The organism is Kitasatospora cinereorecta, assembly GCF_024172095.1.
Taxonomy (GTDB): domain Bacteria; phylum Actinomycetota; class Actinomycetes; order Streptomycetales; family Streptomycetaceae; genus Kitasatospora; species Kitasatospora cinereorecta.
In genome coordinates this window covers 514,877-529,884 of record NZ_JAMZDX010000006.1, presented here as the reverse complement: position 1 = coordinate 529,884, position 15,008 = coordinate 514,877, and the positions used below count along the sequence as shown (strand labels likewise).

The following is a 15,008-nucleotide window of genomic DNA, read 5'->3' as shown; positions in this document are numbered from 1 at the left end:
ACTTCACAACGGCTTCGTGTCGCCCAACCCCATGTTGCCTCTGCGCATCCGGTCCAACGAGCGGGGAGCCAGCGGGGTTACGACCACAACGTCGAAGGGCCCGACCACCATGTGGTCGGGCCCTTCAACTTCGGTGGGGCTAACAGGACTTGAACCTGTGGCCTCTTCCTTATCAGGGAAGCGCTCTAACCGTCTGAGCTATAGCCCCTTGCCGCACTGAAAGATTAGCGGACCGACGGCCGATCTCCCAAATCCGTATCGGCGCGGTCCGCCGAGCGGCCCAGCTCAGCCGCTCCGGAGAGCCACTGCTCACGGGTGGCGGGCAGCCCGCTGGCGCCGTCGGGGCCGGGGCGGACGGCGAGCACCTGGTTGATCCCGATGCGGTTCTGCTCGAAGGCGAGGGCGGAGGCGGCCATGTACAGGCGCCAGACCCGGGCGCGCCCGCGGCCGACCAGGGAGACGGCCTGCGGCCAGTGGGCCTCCAGGTTGGCCACCCAGTCGCGCAGGGTCAGCGCGTAGTGCTCCCGCAGCGACTCGACGTCCCGCACCTCGAAGCCGGCCTCCTCCAGCCGGGTGACGGTGGTGCCGATCGGCGAGAGCTCCCCGTCGGGGAAGACGTACCGGTCGATGAAGGGGCTGGGCCGGTAGGGCTCGCCGGGCAGCTCGGGGCGTCGCGCGATCTGGTGGTTGAGCAGCCGCCCGCCGGGGGCGAGCAGGCCGTACAGGCCCCGCGCGTAGGTCAGGTACTCGGCGGAGCCGACATGCTCGGCCATGCCGACGCTGGAGACGGCGTCGAACGGCCCGTCGGGGATCTCCCGGTAGTCCTGGAGGCGGATCTCGACCCGGTCGCCGAGGCCGGCGTCGGCGACCCGCTGCCGGGCGAGGGCGACCTGCTCCTCGGAGATGGACACGCCGACGGCCTGGACGCCGTAGTGACGGGCCGCGTGCAGGACGAGCGACCCCCAGCCGCAGCCGACGTCCAGCAGGCGCATGCCGGGCCGCAGGCCGAGCTTGCGGCAGATCAGGTCGAGCTTGGCCTCCTGGGCGTCCTCCAGGCTCTTGGCGGCGGGCGTCCAGTAGGCGCACGAGTAGACCATCGAGCTGCCCAGCACGAGGCCGTAGAAGTCGTTGCCGACGTCGTAGTGGTGGCTGATCGCGGCGCGGTCGCGCAGGCGGCTGTGCAGGCGCCCGCGGCGGCGGCGGACCTCCTCGGCCGGGGGCGCCGGCTGCGGGCCCAGGGTGCCCAGCCGCAGGGCCGTGGCGAGCAGGGCGCGGCCGCGCTCGCCGAGCACGTCACGGGGGCCGAGCCGCAGCTGCCGGATCCGCGGGTCCTCGGCGACCTGGGCGACCGCGTCGAGCACCTCGTACAGGTCGGAGTCCGGGGCGATCTCCAGGTCCCCGGAGACGTACGCGCGGGCGAGTCCGAGCTCGCCGGGCTGCCAGATCAGCCGGCGCACCGCGCGGCGGTTGCGCAGCACCAGCGCGGGGGCGCCCGCCGGTCCGGCCATCGAGCCGTCCCAGGCCTGCACCCGCAGGGGGAGCGGCAGTCCGAGCAGCCCCTCCAGCGCGCCGGTCAGTTGCCTCGCGATCTCCGCCATGACGACCTCCGCCCCAGCCGTACCGTCCACGTGCGCCCGACCGGCGGGCACACCCGCGCAGCAGGCTTCCCGGTCGGTGGATTCACTAATCCACGCCGCGGGGCCGTCGGCCCTTCGGCGCGCCGTCCGGTCACCCGTATCGCCGCATCGGGACCCTCGAACACCGGCGGGTACGCCGAAGGGCCCCGGAAGCTGCAACAGCCTCCGGGGCCCCGGAATTCCGATCCGACTGACGGGACGTCACCGCGCCTGCGGGCGCCGCCCGGTCAGTGGGCGCGGACGGTCGATCCGACCCGGCGAGGGGTCACTCCTCCTCGGCGAGGGTCAGCTCGACACCGCCGGCGAAGCCCGCCGCGTAGTTGTAGATGAAGGCGCCCAGGGTGCACAGGGCGGTCATCAGGACGACGTCCACCACGGCGATCAGCGTGGTGAACATGAACACCTTGCCGAAGCCGATGTAGTCCATCAGGTTGAAGCCGCCGGAGCTGCTGTCGTTGCCCGTGACGTCCTTCAGCGTGGAGCTGATCGAGTCGAAGACACCCAGCCCGTCCAGGATCATCCAGAGCAGCGCCGAGGCCACGATGATGATCACGCCGACGGCGAGGGACAGCAGGAAGCTGACCTTCATCACCGACCACGGGTCGACCTTGGTGACCCGCAGCCGGGCCTTGCGGGTACGGCCGCCGGACGCCGGGGGAGCGGCGGGACGGCGCGCCGCCCCGGTGCCGCGCCCGGCCCCGTCGGTCCGGGTCCCGCGGGCCGGGGTGGGCTGGCCCTTGGCGTAGGTGGTGGGCTGGGAGAACCCGCTGCCCGCCGTCGGCGCGGCGGCGGGCGGGGCCGGCGGCTGCGCCGGGGTCTGGGCGCTGAAGCCCGCCCCGTGCGTCCCGCCCGCGCCCGGCTGGCCGGCCGAGGCGACCGGCGGCATCAGCGACGTGGACGCCGCCGGGTGCTCGGGCGGACGCGGGGGCATGCCGCCGCCGTACGGCGCTCCGCCCTGTCCGCCCGGCAGGCCGCCCGTGGCACCTCCAGCACCCGTGGCTCCACTCACCCTGGTCCTCCCGAACCGTCTCCCAGACCGGCGCCCGCCGTCCTGGTCCATCTCTGCTCGTCCACCGTACGGCCCCGAGGCCCGGTGCCGGTCAGCGGCCGGTGCCCGCCCCGGCCTGCGGGGCGGGCACCGACGCACGGCGGCCGCGGTCAGGCCTGCTCGGCCGCACCGTCCGTCGCCTGCTCCGAGACCTCGGCGGACCCGGCAGCCGAGTCCTCGGCGGCCTCGTCGCCGGTGCCCTCGTCCTCGTCGGCCTCCGCGTTGCGGGCCATGCCCACCACCGCGTCGCGCTTTCCGAGGTTGATCAGTTGGACGCCCATCGTGTCACGTCCGGTTTCACGCACTTCGGAAACTCGGGTGCGAATCACACCGCCGGACAGCGTGATCGCCATGATCTCGTCGGTCTCCTCGACCACCAGAGCACCGACCAGCGAGCCGCGGCCCTCGACGATCTTCGCCGCCTTGATACCGAAACCGCCACGTCCCTGGACACGGTACTCGTCGACCGACGTCCGCTTGGCGTAGCCGCCGTCGGTCGCGGTGAAGACGAAGGTCCCGGGCCGGATCCCGTTCATCGACAGCAGCTCGTCGTCCTCGCGGAACGACATGCCCTTCACACCGGAGGTGGCCCGGCTCATCGGCCGCAGTGCCTCGTCGGTCGCGGTGAAGCGGATCGACTGGGCCTTGCGGGAGATCAGCAGCAGGTCGTCCTCGGCGGAGACCAGCTCGGCGCCGATCAGCTCGTCGTCCCGGCCCTCCTCGTCCTGCCGCAGGTTGATCGCGATCAGACCGCCGGAGCGCGGGGAGTCGTAGTCCTTGAGCGGGGACTTCTTCACCAGGCCGTTGCGGGTGGCCAGCACCAGGTACGGCTTGTCCTCGTAGGTGCGGACGGCCATCACCTGCGCGATGTGCTCCTCCGGCTGGAAGGCCAGCAGGTTGGCCACGTGCTGGCCGCGGGCGTCCCGGCCGGCGTCGGGCAGCTCGTAGCCCTTGGCGCGGTACACCCGACCCTTGTTGGTGAAGAACAGGATCCAGTTGTGGGTGGTCGTCACGAAGAAGTGGTCGACGATGTCGTCCTGCTTCAGCTGCGCGCCGCGCACGCCCTTGCCGCCGCGCTTCTGCGAGCGGTACAGGTCGGAGCGGGTGCGCTTGACGTAGCCGCCGCGGGTGATGGTGACGACGATGTCCTCCTCGGCGATGAGGTCCTCGATGGAGAGGTCGCCGTCGGAGGGGATGAGGGTGGAGCGCCGCTCGTCGCCGTACTTCTCGACGATCGCGGTGAGCTCCTCGGAGACGATGCCGCGCTGGCGCTCGGGGGAGGCCAGGATGGCGTTGTACTCGTCGATCCGGCGCTGCAGCTCGTCGTGCTCGTCCATGATCCGCTGCCGCTCCAGGGCGGCCAGGCGGCGCAGCTGCATCTCCAGGATCGCGTTGGCCTGCAGCTCGTCGATGGTGAGCAGGTTCATCAGGCCGGTGCGGGCGGCGTCGGCGCTCTCCGAGGCCCGGATCAGCGCGATGACCTCGTCGATCAGGTCGAGCGCCTTGAGCAGGGCGCGCAGGATGTGCGCGCGCTCCTCGGCCTTGCGCAGCCGGAAGGTGGTGCGCCGGACGATGACCTCGACCTGGTGGTTGACCCAGTGCCGGATGAAGGCGTCGAGCGAAAGCGTGCGCGGCACGCCGTCGACCAGGGCCAGCATGTTGGCGCCGAAGTTGGTCTGCAGGTCGGTGTGCTTGTACAGGTTGTTCAGCACGACCTTGGCGACCGCGTCGCGCTTGAGCACGATCACCAGGCGCTGGCCGGTCCGGGACGAGGACTCGTCGCGGACGTCGGCGATGCCGGCGACCTTGCCGTCCTTGACCAGGTCGGCGATCTTCAGCGCCAGGTTGTCCGGGTTCACCTGGAACGGCAGCTCGGTGATGACCAGGCACTGGCGGCCCTGGATCTCCTCGACCTCGACCACCGCGCGCATGGTGATCGAGCCGCGGCCGGTGCGGTACGCGTCCTCGATGCCGCGGCGGCCGACGATCAGCGCGCCGGTCGGGAAGTCCGGGCCCTTGATGCGCTCGATCAGCGCCTCCAGCAGGTCCTCGTTGGAGGCCTCCGGGTTGGCCAGATACCACAGGGCGCCGGAGGCGACCTCGCGCAGGTTGTGCGGCGGGATGTTGGTGGCCATGCCGACCGCGATGCCGGTGGCACCGTTGATCAGCAGGTTGGGGATGCGGGCCGGCAGGACGGTGGGCTCCTGCGAGCGGCCGTCGTAGTTGGCGGCGAAATCGACGGTCTCCTCGTCGATGTCGCGCATCATCTCCATGGCCAGCGGCATCATCTTGCACTCGGTGTAGCGCATGGCCGCGGCCGGGTCGTTGCCCGGGGAGCCGAAGTTGCCGTTGCCGTCCACCAGCGGCATCCGCATCGACCACGGCTGGGCGAGGCGGACCAGGGTGTCGTAGATCGAGGTGTCGCCGTGCGGGTGGTAGTTGCCCATCACGTCGCCGACCACGCGGGCACACTTGTAGTAGCCCTTCTCGGGCCGGTACCCGCCGTCGTACATCGCGTAGAGCACGCGCCGGTGCACCGGCTTGAGGCCGTCGCGGACCTCCGGCAGGGCACGCGAGACGATCACGCTCATCGCGTAGTCGAGGTAGGAGCGCTGCATCTCGGTCTCGAGCTCGATCGGCTCGACCCGCATGGTGCGCTGGGGTGATTCGGTGCTGTCCTCGGGCTCGCCGCCGTCGGGACGGTTGTCGTCGACCACTGGTGGTCAGTTTCCTTTCAACGATCCTGACGGGTGCGTCACACGTCCAGGAAGCGGACGTCCTTGGCGTTGCGCTGGATGAAGGAGCGGCGGGCCTCGACGTCCTCGCCCATCAGGACCGAGAACAGGTCGTCGGCGCGGGCCGCGTCCTCCAGGGTGACCTGGAGCAGCAGCCGGTGCTCGGCGTCCATGGTGGTGATCCGCAGCTCCTCGGCGTTCATCTCGCCGAGACCCTTGAAGCGCTGGATGGCGTCGTCCTTGGGCAGCCGGCGCCCGGCCTCCACGCCGGCCGCGATCACCGCGTCCCGCTCGCGGTCGGAGTAGGCGTACTCGAAGTCGTCCTTGCCCCACTTGATCTTGTAGAGCGGGGGCATCGCCAGGTACACGTACCCGGCCTCCACCAGCGGCCGCATGAAGCGGAACAGCAGGGTGAGCAGCAGGGTCCGGATGTGCTGTCCGTCGACGTCGGCGTCGGCCATCAGCACGATCTTGTGATACCGCAGCTTGGACTCGTCGTAGTCCTCCTGGATGCCGCAGCCGAAGGCCGAGATCAGCGCCTGGACCTCGGTGTTCTGCAGCACCTTGTCGATCCGGGCCTTCTCCACGTTCAGGATCTTGCCGCGGATCGGGAGGATCGCCTGGGTGCGCGGGTCGCGGCCCTGCTTGGCCGAGCCGCCGGCGGAGTCACCCTCGACGATGAAGATCTCGCACTCGGCCGCGTCCTTGGACTGGCAGTCGGAGAGCTTGCCCGGCAGCGACGCCGACTCCAGCAGGCCCTTGCGCCGGGTCAGGTCGCGCGCCTTGCGGGCGGCGACCCGGGCACTGGCGGCCTGGATCGACTTGCGGACGATGTCCGCCGCCTCGGTCGGGTTGCGGTCCAGCCAGTCGGCCAGGTGCTCGTTGACCACCTTCTGCACGAAGGTCTTGGCCTCGGTGTTGCCCAGCTTGTCCTTGGTCTGGCCCTCGAACTGCGGCTCGCCGAGCTTGATCGAGATGATCGCGGTCAGACCCTCGCGGATGTCCTCGCCGGAGAGGTTGTCGTCCTTCTCCCGGAGCAGCTTCTTGTCGCGCGCGTACCGGTTCATCAGACCGGTCAGCGCGGCCCGGAAGCCCTCCTCGTGGGTACCGCCGCCGTGGGTGTGGATGGTGTTGGCGAACGAGTACACGCCCTCGGTGTAGGACGCGTTCCACTGCATCGCGATCTCGACCGAGATCCGCTTGTCCTTGTCCTCCGCCTCGAAGTCGATCACCGAGGGGTGGACCGGCTCGCCCTTGCGGGAGTTCAGGTGGGCGACGTAGTCGGCGATGCCGCCGTCGTACTTGTACGTGACCGAGAGCGGGTTGCCCTCCTCGTCGGCGTGTTCCAGGCGCTCGTCGGTCAGCGAGATGGTCAGCCCCTTGTTGAGGAACGCCATCTCCTGGAAGCGCCGCGACAGCGTCTCGAAGGAGTAGACCGTGGTCTCGAAGATGTCGCCGTCGGCCCAGAACGTCACGCTGGTGCCGGTCCGGCCGGTCTCCTCGTGCTTGGCCAGCGGAGCGGTCGGGGCACCCGACTTGTACTCCTGCGTCCAGCGGGCGCCGTCGGTCCAGATCTCCACCGCGAGGCGGGTGGACAGCGCGTTCACCACGGAGATGCCGACGCCGTGCAGGCCGCCGGAGACGGCGTAGCCGGCGCCGCCGAACTTGCCGCCGGCGTGCAGCACGGTCAGCACGACCTCGACGGCCGGCTTGTCCTGGCCCGGCATGATGCCGACCGGGATGCCTCGGCCGTTGTCGATCACCCGGACGCCGCCGTCGGCCAGGATGGTCACGTCGATGGTGTCGGCGTGCCCTGCCATGGCCTCGTCGACGGAGTTGTCCACGATCTCCTGCACCAGGTGGTGCAGGCCGCGCTCGCCCGTCGAGCCGATGTACATGCCCGGGCGCTTGCGGACGGCGTCGAGGCCCTCCAGCACCTGGATCGCGCTGGCGTCGTAGGCCTTGTTGCCGGACTGGTCGGTGGGGTCTGGGTTCTGGCTGGGAATGCCGGAATCGGCCACGAAGCGCCCTCTCTGGCACAGCGCGGGCCGCATCCCCGCCCCCGGATGGGGCAAGCGTGCGACCACGGCGTTTCGACTCGGTTGCTGCAAGCAACGGTGTTTGGCTCTCAGTCTACCGGTACGACTGACAGAGAGGGGCGTTTGGCAGCCCCTGAGGGCAGATGTGCCGCCCTGAATCCCCTCTGCACATGTCCCGATACTCGGCCCGGGGGCTCAGAGCCCTCACGCGGGCCGCCAGCCGTTCCGGAGCCGTTCACTCCGAGTGATCCCGGAGCCCGCACCACCCGGCCCGCCGACTCACCCCCAGGTGTCGCCCGGCCCCTTGCTCCCCGGCGCGCGAAGGCGCCCGTACCCCCGCACCGGCGCGTCCGGCCCCAGCACCTTGATCACCCGCACCGTGCCGTGCCCCAGCTCGTGGTTCAACCGAGCCACCAACTGCCGAGCCAACAAACGGAGTTGCGTCGCCCACGCGGTCGAGTCGCACTGCACCGTCAGCACCGCCTCGGCCTCCACGTACGACTTCGGCACACAGTGCGCCGCAATGTCCGGACCGACGATCTGCGGCCAGCGGCCCATCACCCCGCCCACCGCGGCCGGCGCCTCCCAACCGCGCTCCGTGATCAAACGATTCAGCGCCGCCCCCAACGGCACCGGATCCCGCCCGTCCGCCCGCGCCCCCGAACGCAGCCCGTGCCGCCGCGCCTCCCGCTTCTCCCGGACCTGCTCACCCCGCTTGCGCGCCTGCTCCTTCGCCGCCCGCAACGCCACCCGCGCCAGATCCACGCCCGACGGCTCCACACCCGACGGCTCCGGAGTCCCGGCCATGGCACGCTCCTATCCCCAGGCTGTGGACGGTGAAGTACTCAAGAGTACGGAACACCAGGGACTCACGGGTCCAGACGGGCCACCGTGCCCTCCGAGACCGCGTACCGCGCCCCCGCCAGCGCCTTCGGCACGTCCTCCGCCACCGCCGCCGTCACCAGCACCTGCTCACCACCCGCCACCAGCTCCGCCAGCCGGTCCCGCCGCCGCGCGTCCAGCTCCGCGAACACGTCGTCCAGCACCAGCACCGGCTCCCCGCCGTCCGACCGCAACAACTCGTACGAGGCCAACCGCAACGCCAGCGCGTACGACCACGACTCCCCGTGGCTCGCGTACCCCTTCGCCGGCAGCGGCCCCAACCGCAGCACCAGCTCGTCCCGGTGCGGCCCGACCAGCGTCAGCCCCCGCTCGATCTCCTGCTTGCGCGCCCCCTGCAGCGCCTCCAGCAACTGCAGCTCCGCCTGCTCCCGGCTGGACGGCAGCTCCCCCTCGAAGGACGAGCGGTACTCCAGCACCGTCTCCCCGCCCCCCGGCGCCAGCTGGTGGTACGCCTGCGAAACCAGCGGCTGCAGCGCCGCCACCAGCTGCAGCCGGAAGGCGGTCAGCTCCGCCCCGGCCCGCGCCAGGTGCCCGTCCCAGACCTCCAGGGTCGACAGGTCCGCCCCCTTGCCGCCGCCCGCCCGACGGGCCATCGCGGCGGTCTTCAGCAGCGCGTTGCGCTGCTTCAGCACCCGCTCGTAGTCCTGCCGCACCCCGGCCAGCCGCGGCGCCCGGGCGGTCAGCAGCTCGTCCAGGAAACGCCGGCGCTCCCCCGGGTCGCCCTTCACCAGCGCCAGGTCCTCCGGGGCGAACAGCACCGTCCGCAGCACCCCCAGGACGTCCCGCGGCCGGACGTTGTCCGAGCGGTTGATCCGGGCCCGGTTGGCCTTCCCCGGGGTGATCTCCAGCTCCACCAGCGTGGTCCGCGCCCCCTGCACCACGCTGGTGCGGATCACCGCCCGCTCGGCTCCCAGCCGCACCAGCGGGGCGTCGGTGGCCACCCGGTGGCTGCCCAGCGTCGCCACGTACCCGACGGCCTCCACCAGGTTGGTCTTGCCCTGGCCGTTCGGGCCCACGAACGCCGTCACGCCCAGGTCGAGCGGAACCTCGACCCGGGCGTAGGAACGGAAATCGGCGAGCGACAGATGCGCGACATGCATGACGGGGTACGGCGCTCGCCTTCTCGGTGGTGGCTTCGCGTGCTTACTTCGACTCGACCGCGTGGCCGCCGAACTGGTTGCGCAGCGCGGCGATCATCTTCATCTGCGGCGAGTCGTCCTGACGCGAGGCGAACCGCGCGAACAGCGAGGCGGTGATCGCCGGCAGCGGCACCGCGTGGTCGATGGCGGCCTCGACCGTCCAGCGGCCCTCGCCCGAATCCGCGGCCCAGCCCTTGAGCTTGGCCAGGTGCTCGTCGTCGTCCAGCGCACGCACGGCCAGGTCCAGCAGCCAGGACCGGATCACCGTGCCCTCCTGCCAGCTGCGGAACACCTCGCGCACGTCGGTGACCTCGGGCGCCGCCTCCAGCAGCTCCCAGCCCTCGGCGAAGGCCTGCATCATCGCGTACTCGATGCCGTTGTGGACCATCTTCGCGAAGTGGCCCGCGCCCACCTTGCCGGCGTGCACCGAACCGAACGCGCCCTCCGGCTTCAGCGCGTCGAAGACCGGCTGCACCTTCGCCACGTGCTCGGCGTCGCCGCCGTACATCAGCGCATAGCCGTTCTCCAGGCCCCAGACACCGCCGGAGACACCGCAGTCGACGAAGCCGATGCCCTTGGCCGCCAGCAGCTCGGCGTGCTGGATGTCGTCCGTCCAGCGGGAGTTGCCGCCGTCGACCACCACGTCGCCGGGGGAGAGCAGCTCGCCGAGCAGCTCCACGGTGTCCCGGGTCGGGCCGCCGGCCGGCACCATCACCCAGACCACGCGCGGAGCCTCCAGCTTGGCGACCAGCTCCTCGAGGCTGTCCACGTCGGCGAGTTCGGGGTTGCGGTCGTACCCGATCACGGTGTGGCCGGCGCGGCGGATGCGCTCGCGCATGTTGCCGCCCATCTTGCCGAGACCGATGAGGCCGAGCTCCATGAGAAGTCCTTACCTGTGGTGACGTGCCTGGCGGCGGCGCCCTTGCCGCACTGCCCTGAGCCTACGCCGGGAAGCGACGGGGGCCCCCTCCGGCAGGCGGAGGAGGCCCGTCATCCACACCCTGTGGATCAACGACCGGTCAGCCGGACAGGCGCACCGGCATGATCAGGTACTGGTAGGCGTCGTCGGCCTCGGCGTCCACCGCGGCCTTGCCGGTCAGCAGCGCCGGCTTGGTCGGGGTGGTGAAGCTCAGCTGCGCGTAAGCGGAGTCGATGGCCTTGAGGCCCTCCTCCAGGTAGCCCGGGTTGAAGGCGATCGAGATGTCGTCGCCCTCCAGGTCCGCCTCGACCCGCTCGGACGCCTGCGCGTCGTCGCCCGAACCGGCCTCCAGGGTCAGCACGCCCTGCTCGAAGTTGAGCCGGACCGGGGTGTTGCGCTCGGCCACCAGCGAGACGCGCTTGAGCGCCTCCAGGAACGGCTGGGTCTGCACCGCGGCCACCGCGCTGAACTCGGTCGGGAAGATCGACCGGAACTTGGGGAACTCACCCTCCAGCAGGCGGGTGGTGGTCCGCCGGCCGGCGCCCTCGAAACCGATCAGGCCCTCGCCGGCACCGCCGGTCGCCAGCGCGATGGAGACCGTGTCGCCGCTGCCCAGGGACTTGGCGATGTCCTGCAGGGTCTTGGCGGGCACCAGGGCGACCGCGTTGATGTCCGGCTGCTCGGGCTTCCACAGCAGCTCGCGGACGGCGAAGCGGTACCGGTCGGTGGCGGCCAGGGTGATCCGGTCGCCGTCGATCTCCACCCGGACGCCGGTGAGCACCGGCAGGGTGTCGTCGCGGCCGGCGGCCACGGCGGCCTGGCTGACCGCGGAGGCGAACACGTCGCCGGAGACGGTGCCGGTCGCGGTCGGCATCTGCGGCAGCGACGGGTACTCCTCCACCGGCAGCGTCGGCAGGGTGAACCGCGAGCTGCCGCACACCACGCTGACCCGCATGCCGTCGGTGGAGATCTCCACCGGGCGGTTGGGCAGGTTGCGGGAGATGTCGTTGAGCAGGCGGCCGGAGACCAGCACCGTGCCCTGCTCCTCGACGTCCGCCTCCAGCTCGACCCGGGCCGAGACCTCGTAGTCGAAGCCGGAGAGCGCCAGGGAGCCCTCCTGGGCCGTCAGCAGCAGGCCGGCCAGGACCGGCACCGGCGGCCGCGCCGGGAGGCTGCGAGCAGCCCAGGCCACCGCCTCCGCGAGGACATCACGCTCCACCCGGAACTTCACCGGTAACCGCCTCCTGGCTTCTGCTGTCGCTTGTGCTGTTGATCGTCGTACCTGCACCTGTCGACCGGACGGACCGCTCGGCCACCGGGTGCCGGAGAACAGTCTGACGTACTCCACCGACAGACGGGGCAGATGGGCGGAAGCAAGCCGAACAGATGTCGGGGCCGGCTTGTCCACAGATTTCGGCCCGCCCCACTGTTGATCAAGCTCAGGGGTCTCTATGTGTAGTAGTAGTAGTAGGGCCTGTGGAAACCGTGGATAACCGCGTTTGCGCAGCTCAGGGCCTGTTTTTTGTCCACAGAACCTGTGGACCGCCAGTGTGGACAACCAGGCCTTGCTGTGGACGACTGAGCGTTACCCACAACCCACCCTGAGTATCCACAGGTTATCCCCAAGTCTGTCCCCAGCTTCGACCCCGGTTATCCACGGGGCCCTGGGCAACATCACGTGACGGCTTTCACACCTGGGCATGAACGGCCGAGCAATGTTGTCGAACTGTGGACGAGGCTGTGGAGAACCTGGGGATAACTGGGATTTCCCTGGGGACAAGCAGTGGATAACCCGGAGGCCACTCTGACGGCCCAGCAGATTTCCACACCCTGTGGACAAGTCTTGTGCACAAGTCCCCAGGCACCTGACCTGCGCCGAAGAGCCTAGCGGCGTACCGCCTGTGGAGGAATTCTGGATAACTCGGCGTTCCCCAGGCTGTGGACGGGGTAGAACCACCCGCTCCTGTGGACGACCGCCGATCGGGCCGATCCCGTTCGAATTGTTGCTCAGATGTTCGGTACGGCGGCAGGCCTGGCGGACCGTCGGCCCGGAGTCCGCAGGGCGTCTGCCGACCCGTCGGCCGAACCATTCCTGCCCCGCCCCGGCGGCCTCCACACCTCGCCCGCGGCCACGAAAAAGGGGAGCCGGGCCAACGGCCCGACTCCCCTGCACACGGCCAACCGGCCTGCGGCGACTAGCTCTTGATGCGGTTGGTCAGCTCGGTGACCTGGTTGTAGATGGACCGCCGCTCGGCCATCAGCGAGCGGATCTTCCGGTCCGCGTGCATCACCGTGGTGTGATCGCGGCCGCCGAACTGAGCACCGATCTTCGGCAGCGACAGGTCGGTCAGCTCCCGGCAGAGGTACATGGCGATCTGGCGGGCCGTCACCAGCACCCGGCTGCGCGAGGAGCCGCAGAGGTCGTCCACGCCCAGCCCGAAGTAGGCCGCCGTCTGCTGCATGATGACCTGCGCGGTGATCTCCGGGCCGGCGTCCTCGTCCCCGCCCGGGATCAGGTCCTTGAGGACGATCCCGGCCAGCTCCAGGTCGACCGGCGCCCGGTTGAGGTTGGCGAAGGCCGTCACCCGGATCAGCGCGCCCTCCAGCTCGCGGATGTTGCGGGTGATCCGGGAGGCGATGAACTCCAGCACGTCGGCCGGGGCGTTCAGCTGCTCCTGGATCGCCTTCTTCCGCAGGATCGCGATCCGGGTCTCCAGCTCCGGCGGGGTGACGTCGGTGATCAGTCCCCACTCGAAGCGGTTGCGCAGCCGGTCCTCCAGCGTGATCAGCTGCTTGGGCGGCCGGTCCGAGGAGAGCACGATCTGCTTGTTGGCGTTGTGCAGGGTGTTGAAGGTGTGGAAGAACTCCTCCTGCGTGGACTCCTTGCTCGCCAGGAACTGCACGTCGTCGACGAGCAGGATGTCCACGTCCCGGTACCGCTTGCGGAACGCGTCCGCCTTGCCGTCCCGGATGGAGTTGATGAACTCGTTGGTGAACTCCTCGGAGCTCACGTACCGCACCCGGGTGCCCGGGAAGAGGCTGCGCGAGTAGTGCCCGATGGCGTGCAGCAGGTGGGTCTTGCCCAGCCCGGACTCGCCGTAGATGAAGAGCGGGTTGTACGCCTTCGCCGGGGCCTCGGCCACCGCCACCGCCGCGGCGTGCGCGAAGCGGTTGCTGGCGCCGATCACGAAGGTGTCGAACAGGTACTTGGGGTTCAGCCGGGCGGCCGGCTCGTCCTTGCGCGGGCCGCCGGCGGGCGGTGCGCCGGGCGGCGCGGGCACGCCGGGGGCGGGAGTGCGCTCGACCGGGGAGCCGGGACCGCCCGGACCGCCCGGGCGGAGCGCCGGGGGCTGCGCGGGCGGCCGGGCCGGGGTGCGGCGGGCGGCCGCGGAGCGTGGGCGGTCCTCGTCGGGGGAGCCGAGCGCGCCGCCGAACAGGTCGCCCTGGGCGGAGTCGGCGGTGGAGCGGCCGCCGCGCCGGGGCGCGGGCTCGCCGCGCCGCTCGGGACGGGCGGGGGCCGGCGGCCAGCCGCCGGCCTCGTCGCTGCCCTCGTCCTCGTAGGGAGCGCCCTCGTAGCCGGACGAGCCGTAGGACGGACCGGACTGGTAGGGCTGCTCGTAGGGGCGCTGGTAGTCCTGGGAGGGCGGCGGGTAGCTCTCGGCCGAGGGCCAGCCGCCGGGCTGCTGCTGGTGCGGGTAGGCCGGGCCCTGCTCGTAGGAGGGCGGGGGCCACTCGTCGGCGGGGGCGGCGGGCGGCTCGGGGGCCGGTGCGGCGGGGGCGGGCGGCGTGGCGCCGGCGTCCACCATGACCGCGATCCGGACCGGGCGGCCGAACTCGCGGGAGAGCGCGTCGGTCAGCTGCGGCAGCAGCCGGCCCTCCAGGACCTGCTTGGCCCGCTCGTTGGGGGTGGCCAGCAGCGCCGTACCGTGCATCATCCACATCGGCTGGGTGCGGCGCAGCCACATCTTGTCGCTGTCGGCGGCCCCGGCGTCGTTGACCAGTTGTTCGACGACCTTCGCCCAGACGAGGACGAGATCGCTGTTCAGGTCAGCCACTGGAGCACGCTTTCTCGTTCCCCGAGGTGCGGGGTGTCAAGGGACAGAACAAACCAGACAAGTCCTGCAACGGTAGTCAGCGGACAGAGCTGATTCAAGTCGTTGTCCACAGGCTGTGGGCAACAGGCCCCGGTCCGGCTGGTTTGACCCTCGACCCCGCTCCCGCGTACCGTAACCAGGTCGAGTTGTCGATGGCCGCTGCCGCATGTCCGCGGGTCCGCCCGCTTCCATGACGCGCGCAGCACGGGCGCCGTGGATCGCCTCAATCCCAGCAGATCTGGGTCGTTGGGGCCGGATTTCCCGATCACAGGGGAGATCACGCGGACGCACGGTGACGGCCAAGCGACCTCCCGTCATCCTACGATTCATCCCAGGAGCCCCCGAGTGAGCAAGCGCACCTTCCAGCCGAACAACCGTCGTCGCGCCAAGACCCACGGCTTCCGGCTGCGCATGCGTACCCGCGCCGGCCGTGCCATCCTGTCGGCCCGTCGTGGCAAGGGCCGCGCCGCGCTGTCCGCCTGATCTTCGCCGAG

General features: G+C 70.7%; 10 protein-coding genes and 1 tRNA gene. 1 reads left to right on the top strand and 10 read right to left on the bottom strand.

Annotation, left to right across the window (positions count from 1 at the left end; all coding sequences use genetic code 11):
• Positions 1–134 precede the first annotated feature (134 nt).
• The 10 genes from FHR36_RS31750 to dnaA form a co-directional block, all read right to left on the bottom strand.
• Positions 135–208 (bottom strand) — tRNA-Ile (locus FHR36_RS31750).
• Between the two features lie 16 nt (positions 209–224).
• Entirely contained in the window at positions 225–1,598 is a 1,374-nt protein-coding gene (locus FHR36_RS31745) for a class I SAM-dependent methyltransferase (RefSeq protein WP_253802795.1), read from the bottom strand.
• Between the two features lie 304 nt (positions 1,599–1,902).
• Positions 1,903–2,568: a DUF3566 domain-containing protein gene (locus tag FHR36_RS31740; protein WP_253802793.1), complete on the bottom strand. Its 666-nt coding sequence runs from the start codon at positions 2,566–2,568 to the stop codon at positions 1,903–1,905.
• Positions 2,569–2,795: 227 nt separating this feature from the next.
• A complete protein-coding gene (gene gyrA / locus FHR36_RS31735) occupies positions 2,796–5,336 on the bottom strand; it encodes a DNA gyrase subunit A (protein ID WP_253803234.1) in 2,541 nt (846 codons plus the stop codon).
• Between the two features lie 104 nt (positions 5,337–5,440).
• Entirely contained in the window at positions 5,441–7,474 is a 2,034-nt protein-coding gene (gene gyrB / locus FHR36_RS31730; RefSeq protein WP_253802791.1) for a DNA topoisomerase (ATP-hydrolyzing) subunit B, read from the bottom strand.
• Positions 7,475–7,738: 264 nt separating this feature from the next.
• The gene (locus FHR36_RS31725) at positions 7,739–8,266 is read right to left on the bottom strand and encodes a DciA family protein (protein ID WP_253802789.1); all 528 of its coding nucleotides are present in this window, start codon (positions 8,264–8,266) and stop codon (positions 7,739–7,741) included.
• Positions 8,267–8,328: 62 nt separating this feature from the next.
• The gene (gene recF / locus FHR36_RS31720) at positions 8,329–9,462 is read right to left on the bottom strand and encodes a DNA replication/repair protein RecF (RefSeq protein WP_253802787.1); all 1,134 of its coding nucleotides are present in this window, start codon (positions 9,460–9,462) and stop codon (positions 8,329–8,331) included.
• Positions 9,463–9,505: 43 nt separating this feature from the next.
• On the bottom strand, positions 9,506–10,381 hold the full coding sequence (gnd, locus tag FHR36_RS31715) for a phosphogluconate dehydrogenase (NAD(+)-dependent, decarboxylating) (protein ID WP_253802785.1): 876 nt from the start codon (positions 10,379–10,381) through the stop codon (positions 9,506–9,508).
• A gap of 139 nt (positions 10,382–10,520) precedes the next feature.
• Positions 10,521–11,651, bottom strand: coding sequence for a DNA polymerase III subunit beta (gene dnaN / locus FHR36_RS31710; RefSeq protein WP_253802783.1), 1,131 nt, complete (start codon positions 11,649–11,651; stop codon positions 10,521–10,523).
• A gap of 964 nt (positions 11,652–12,615) precedes the next feature.
• Positions 12,616–14,475 carry a chromosomal replication initiator protein DnaA gene (gene dnaA / locus FHR36_RS31705; RefSeq protein WP_253802781.1) on the bottom strand — a complete coding sequence of 620 codons (1,860 nt, stop codon included), beginning with the start codon at positions 14,473–14,475 and terminating at the stop codon, positions 12,616–12,618.
• A gap of 384 nt (positions 14,476–14,859) precedes the next feature.
• Here dnaA and rpmH point away from each other — a divergent pair, with 384 nt between their 5' ends.
• Positions 14,860–14,997, top strand: coding sequence for a 50S ribosomal protein L34 (gene rpmH, locus FHR36_RS31700; protein WP_253802779.1), 138 nt, complete (start codon positions 14,860–14,862; stop codon positions 14,995–14,997).
• Positions 14,998–15,008 lie beyond the last annotated feature (11 nt).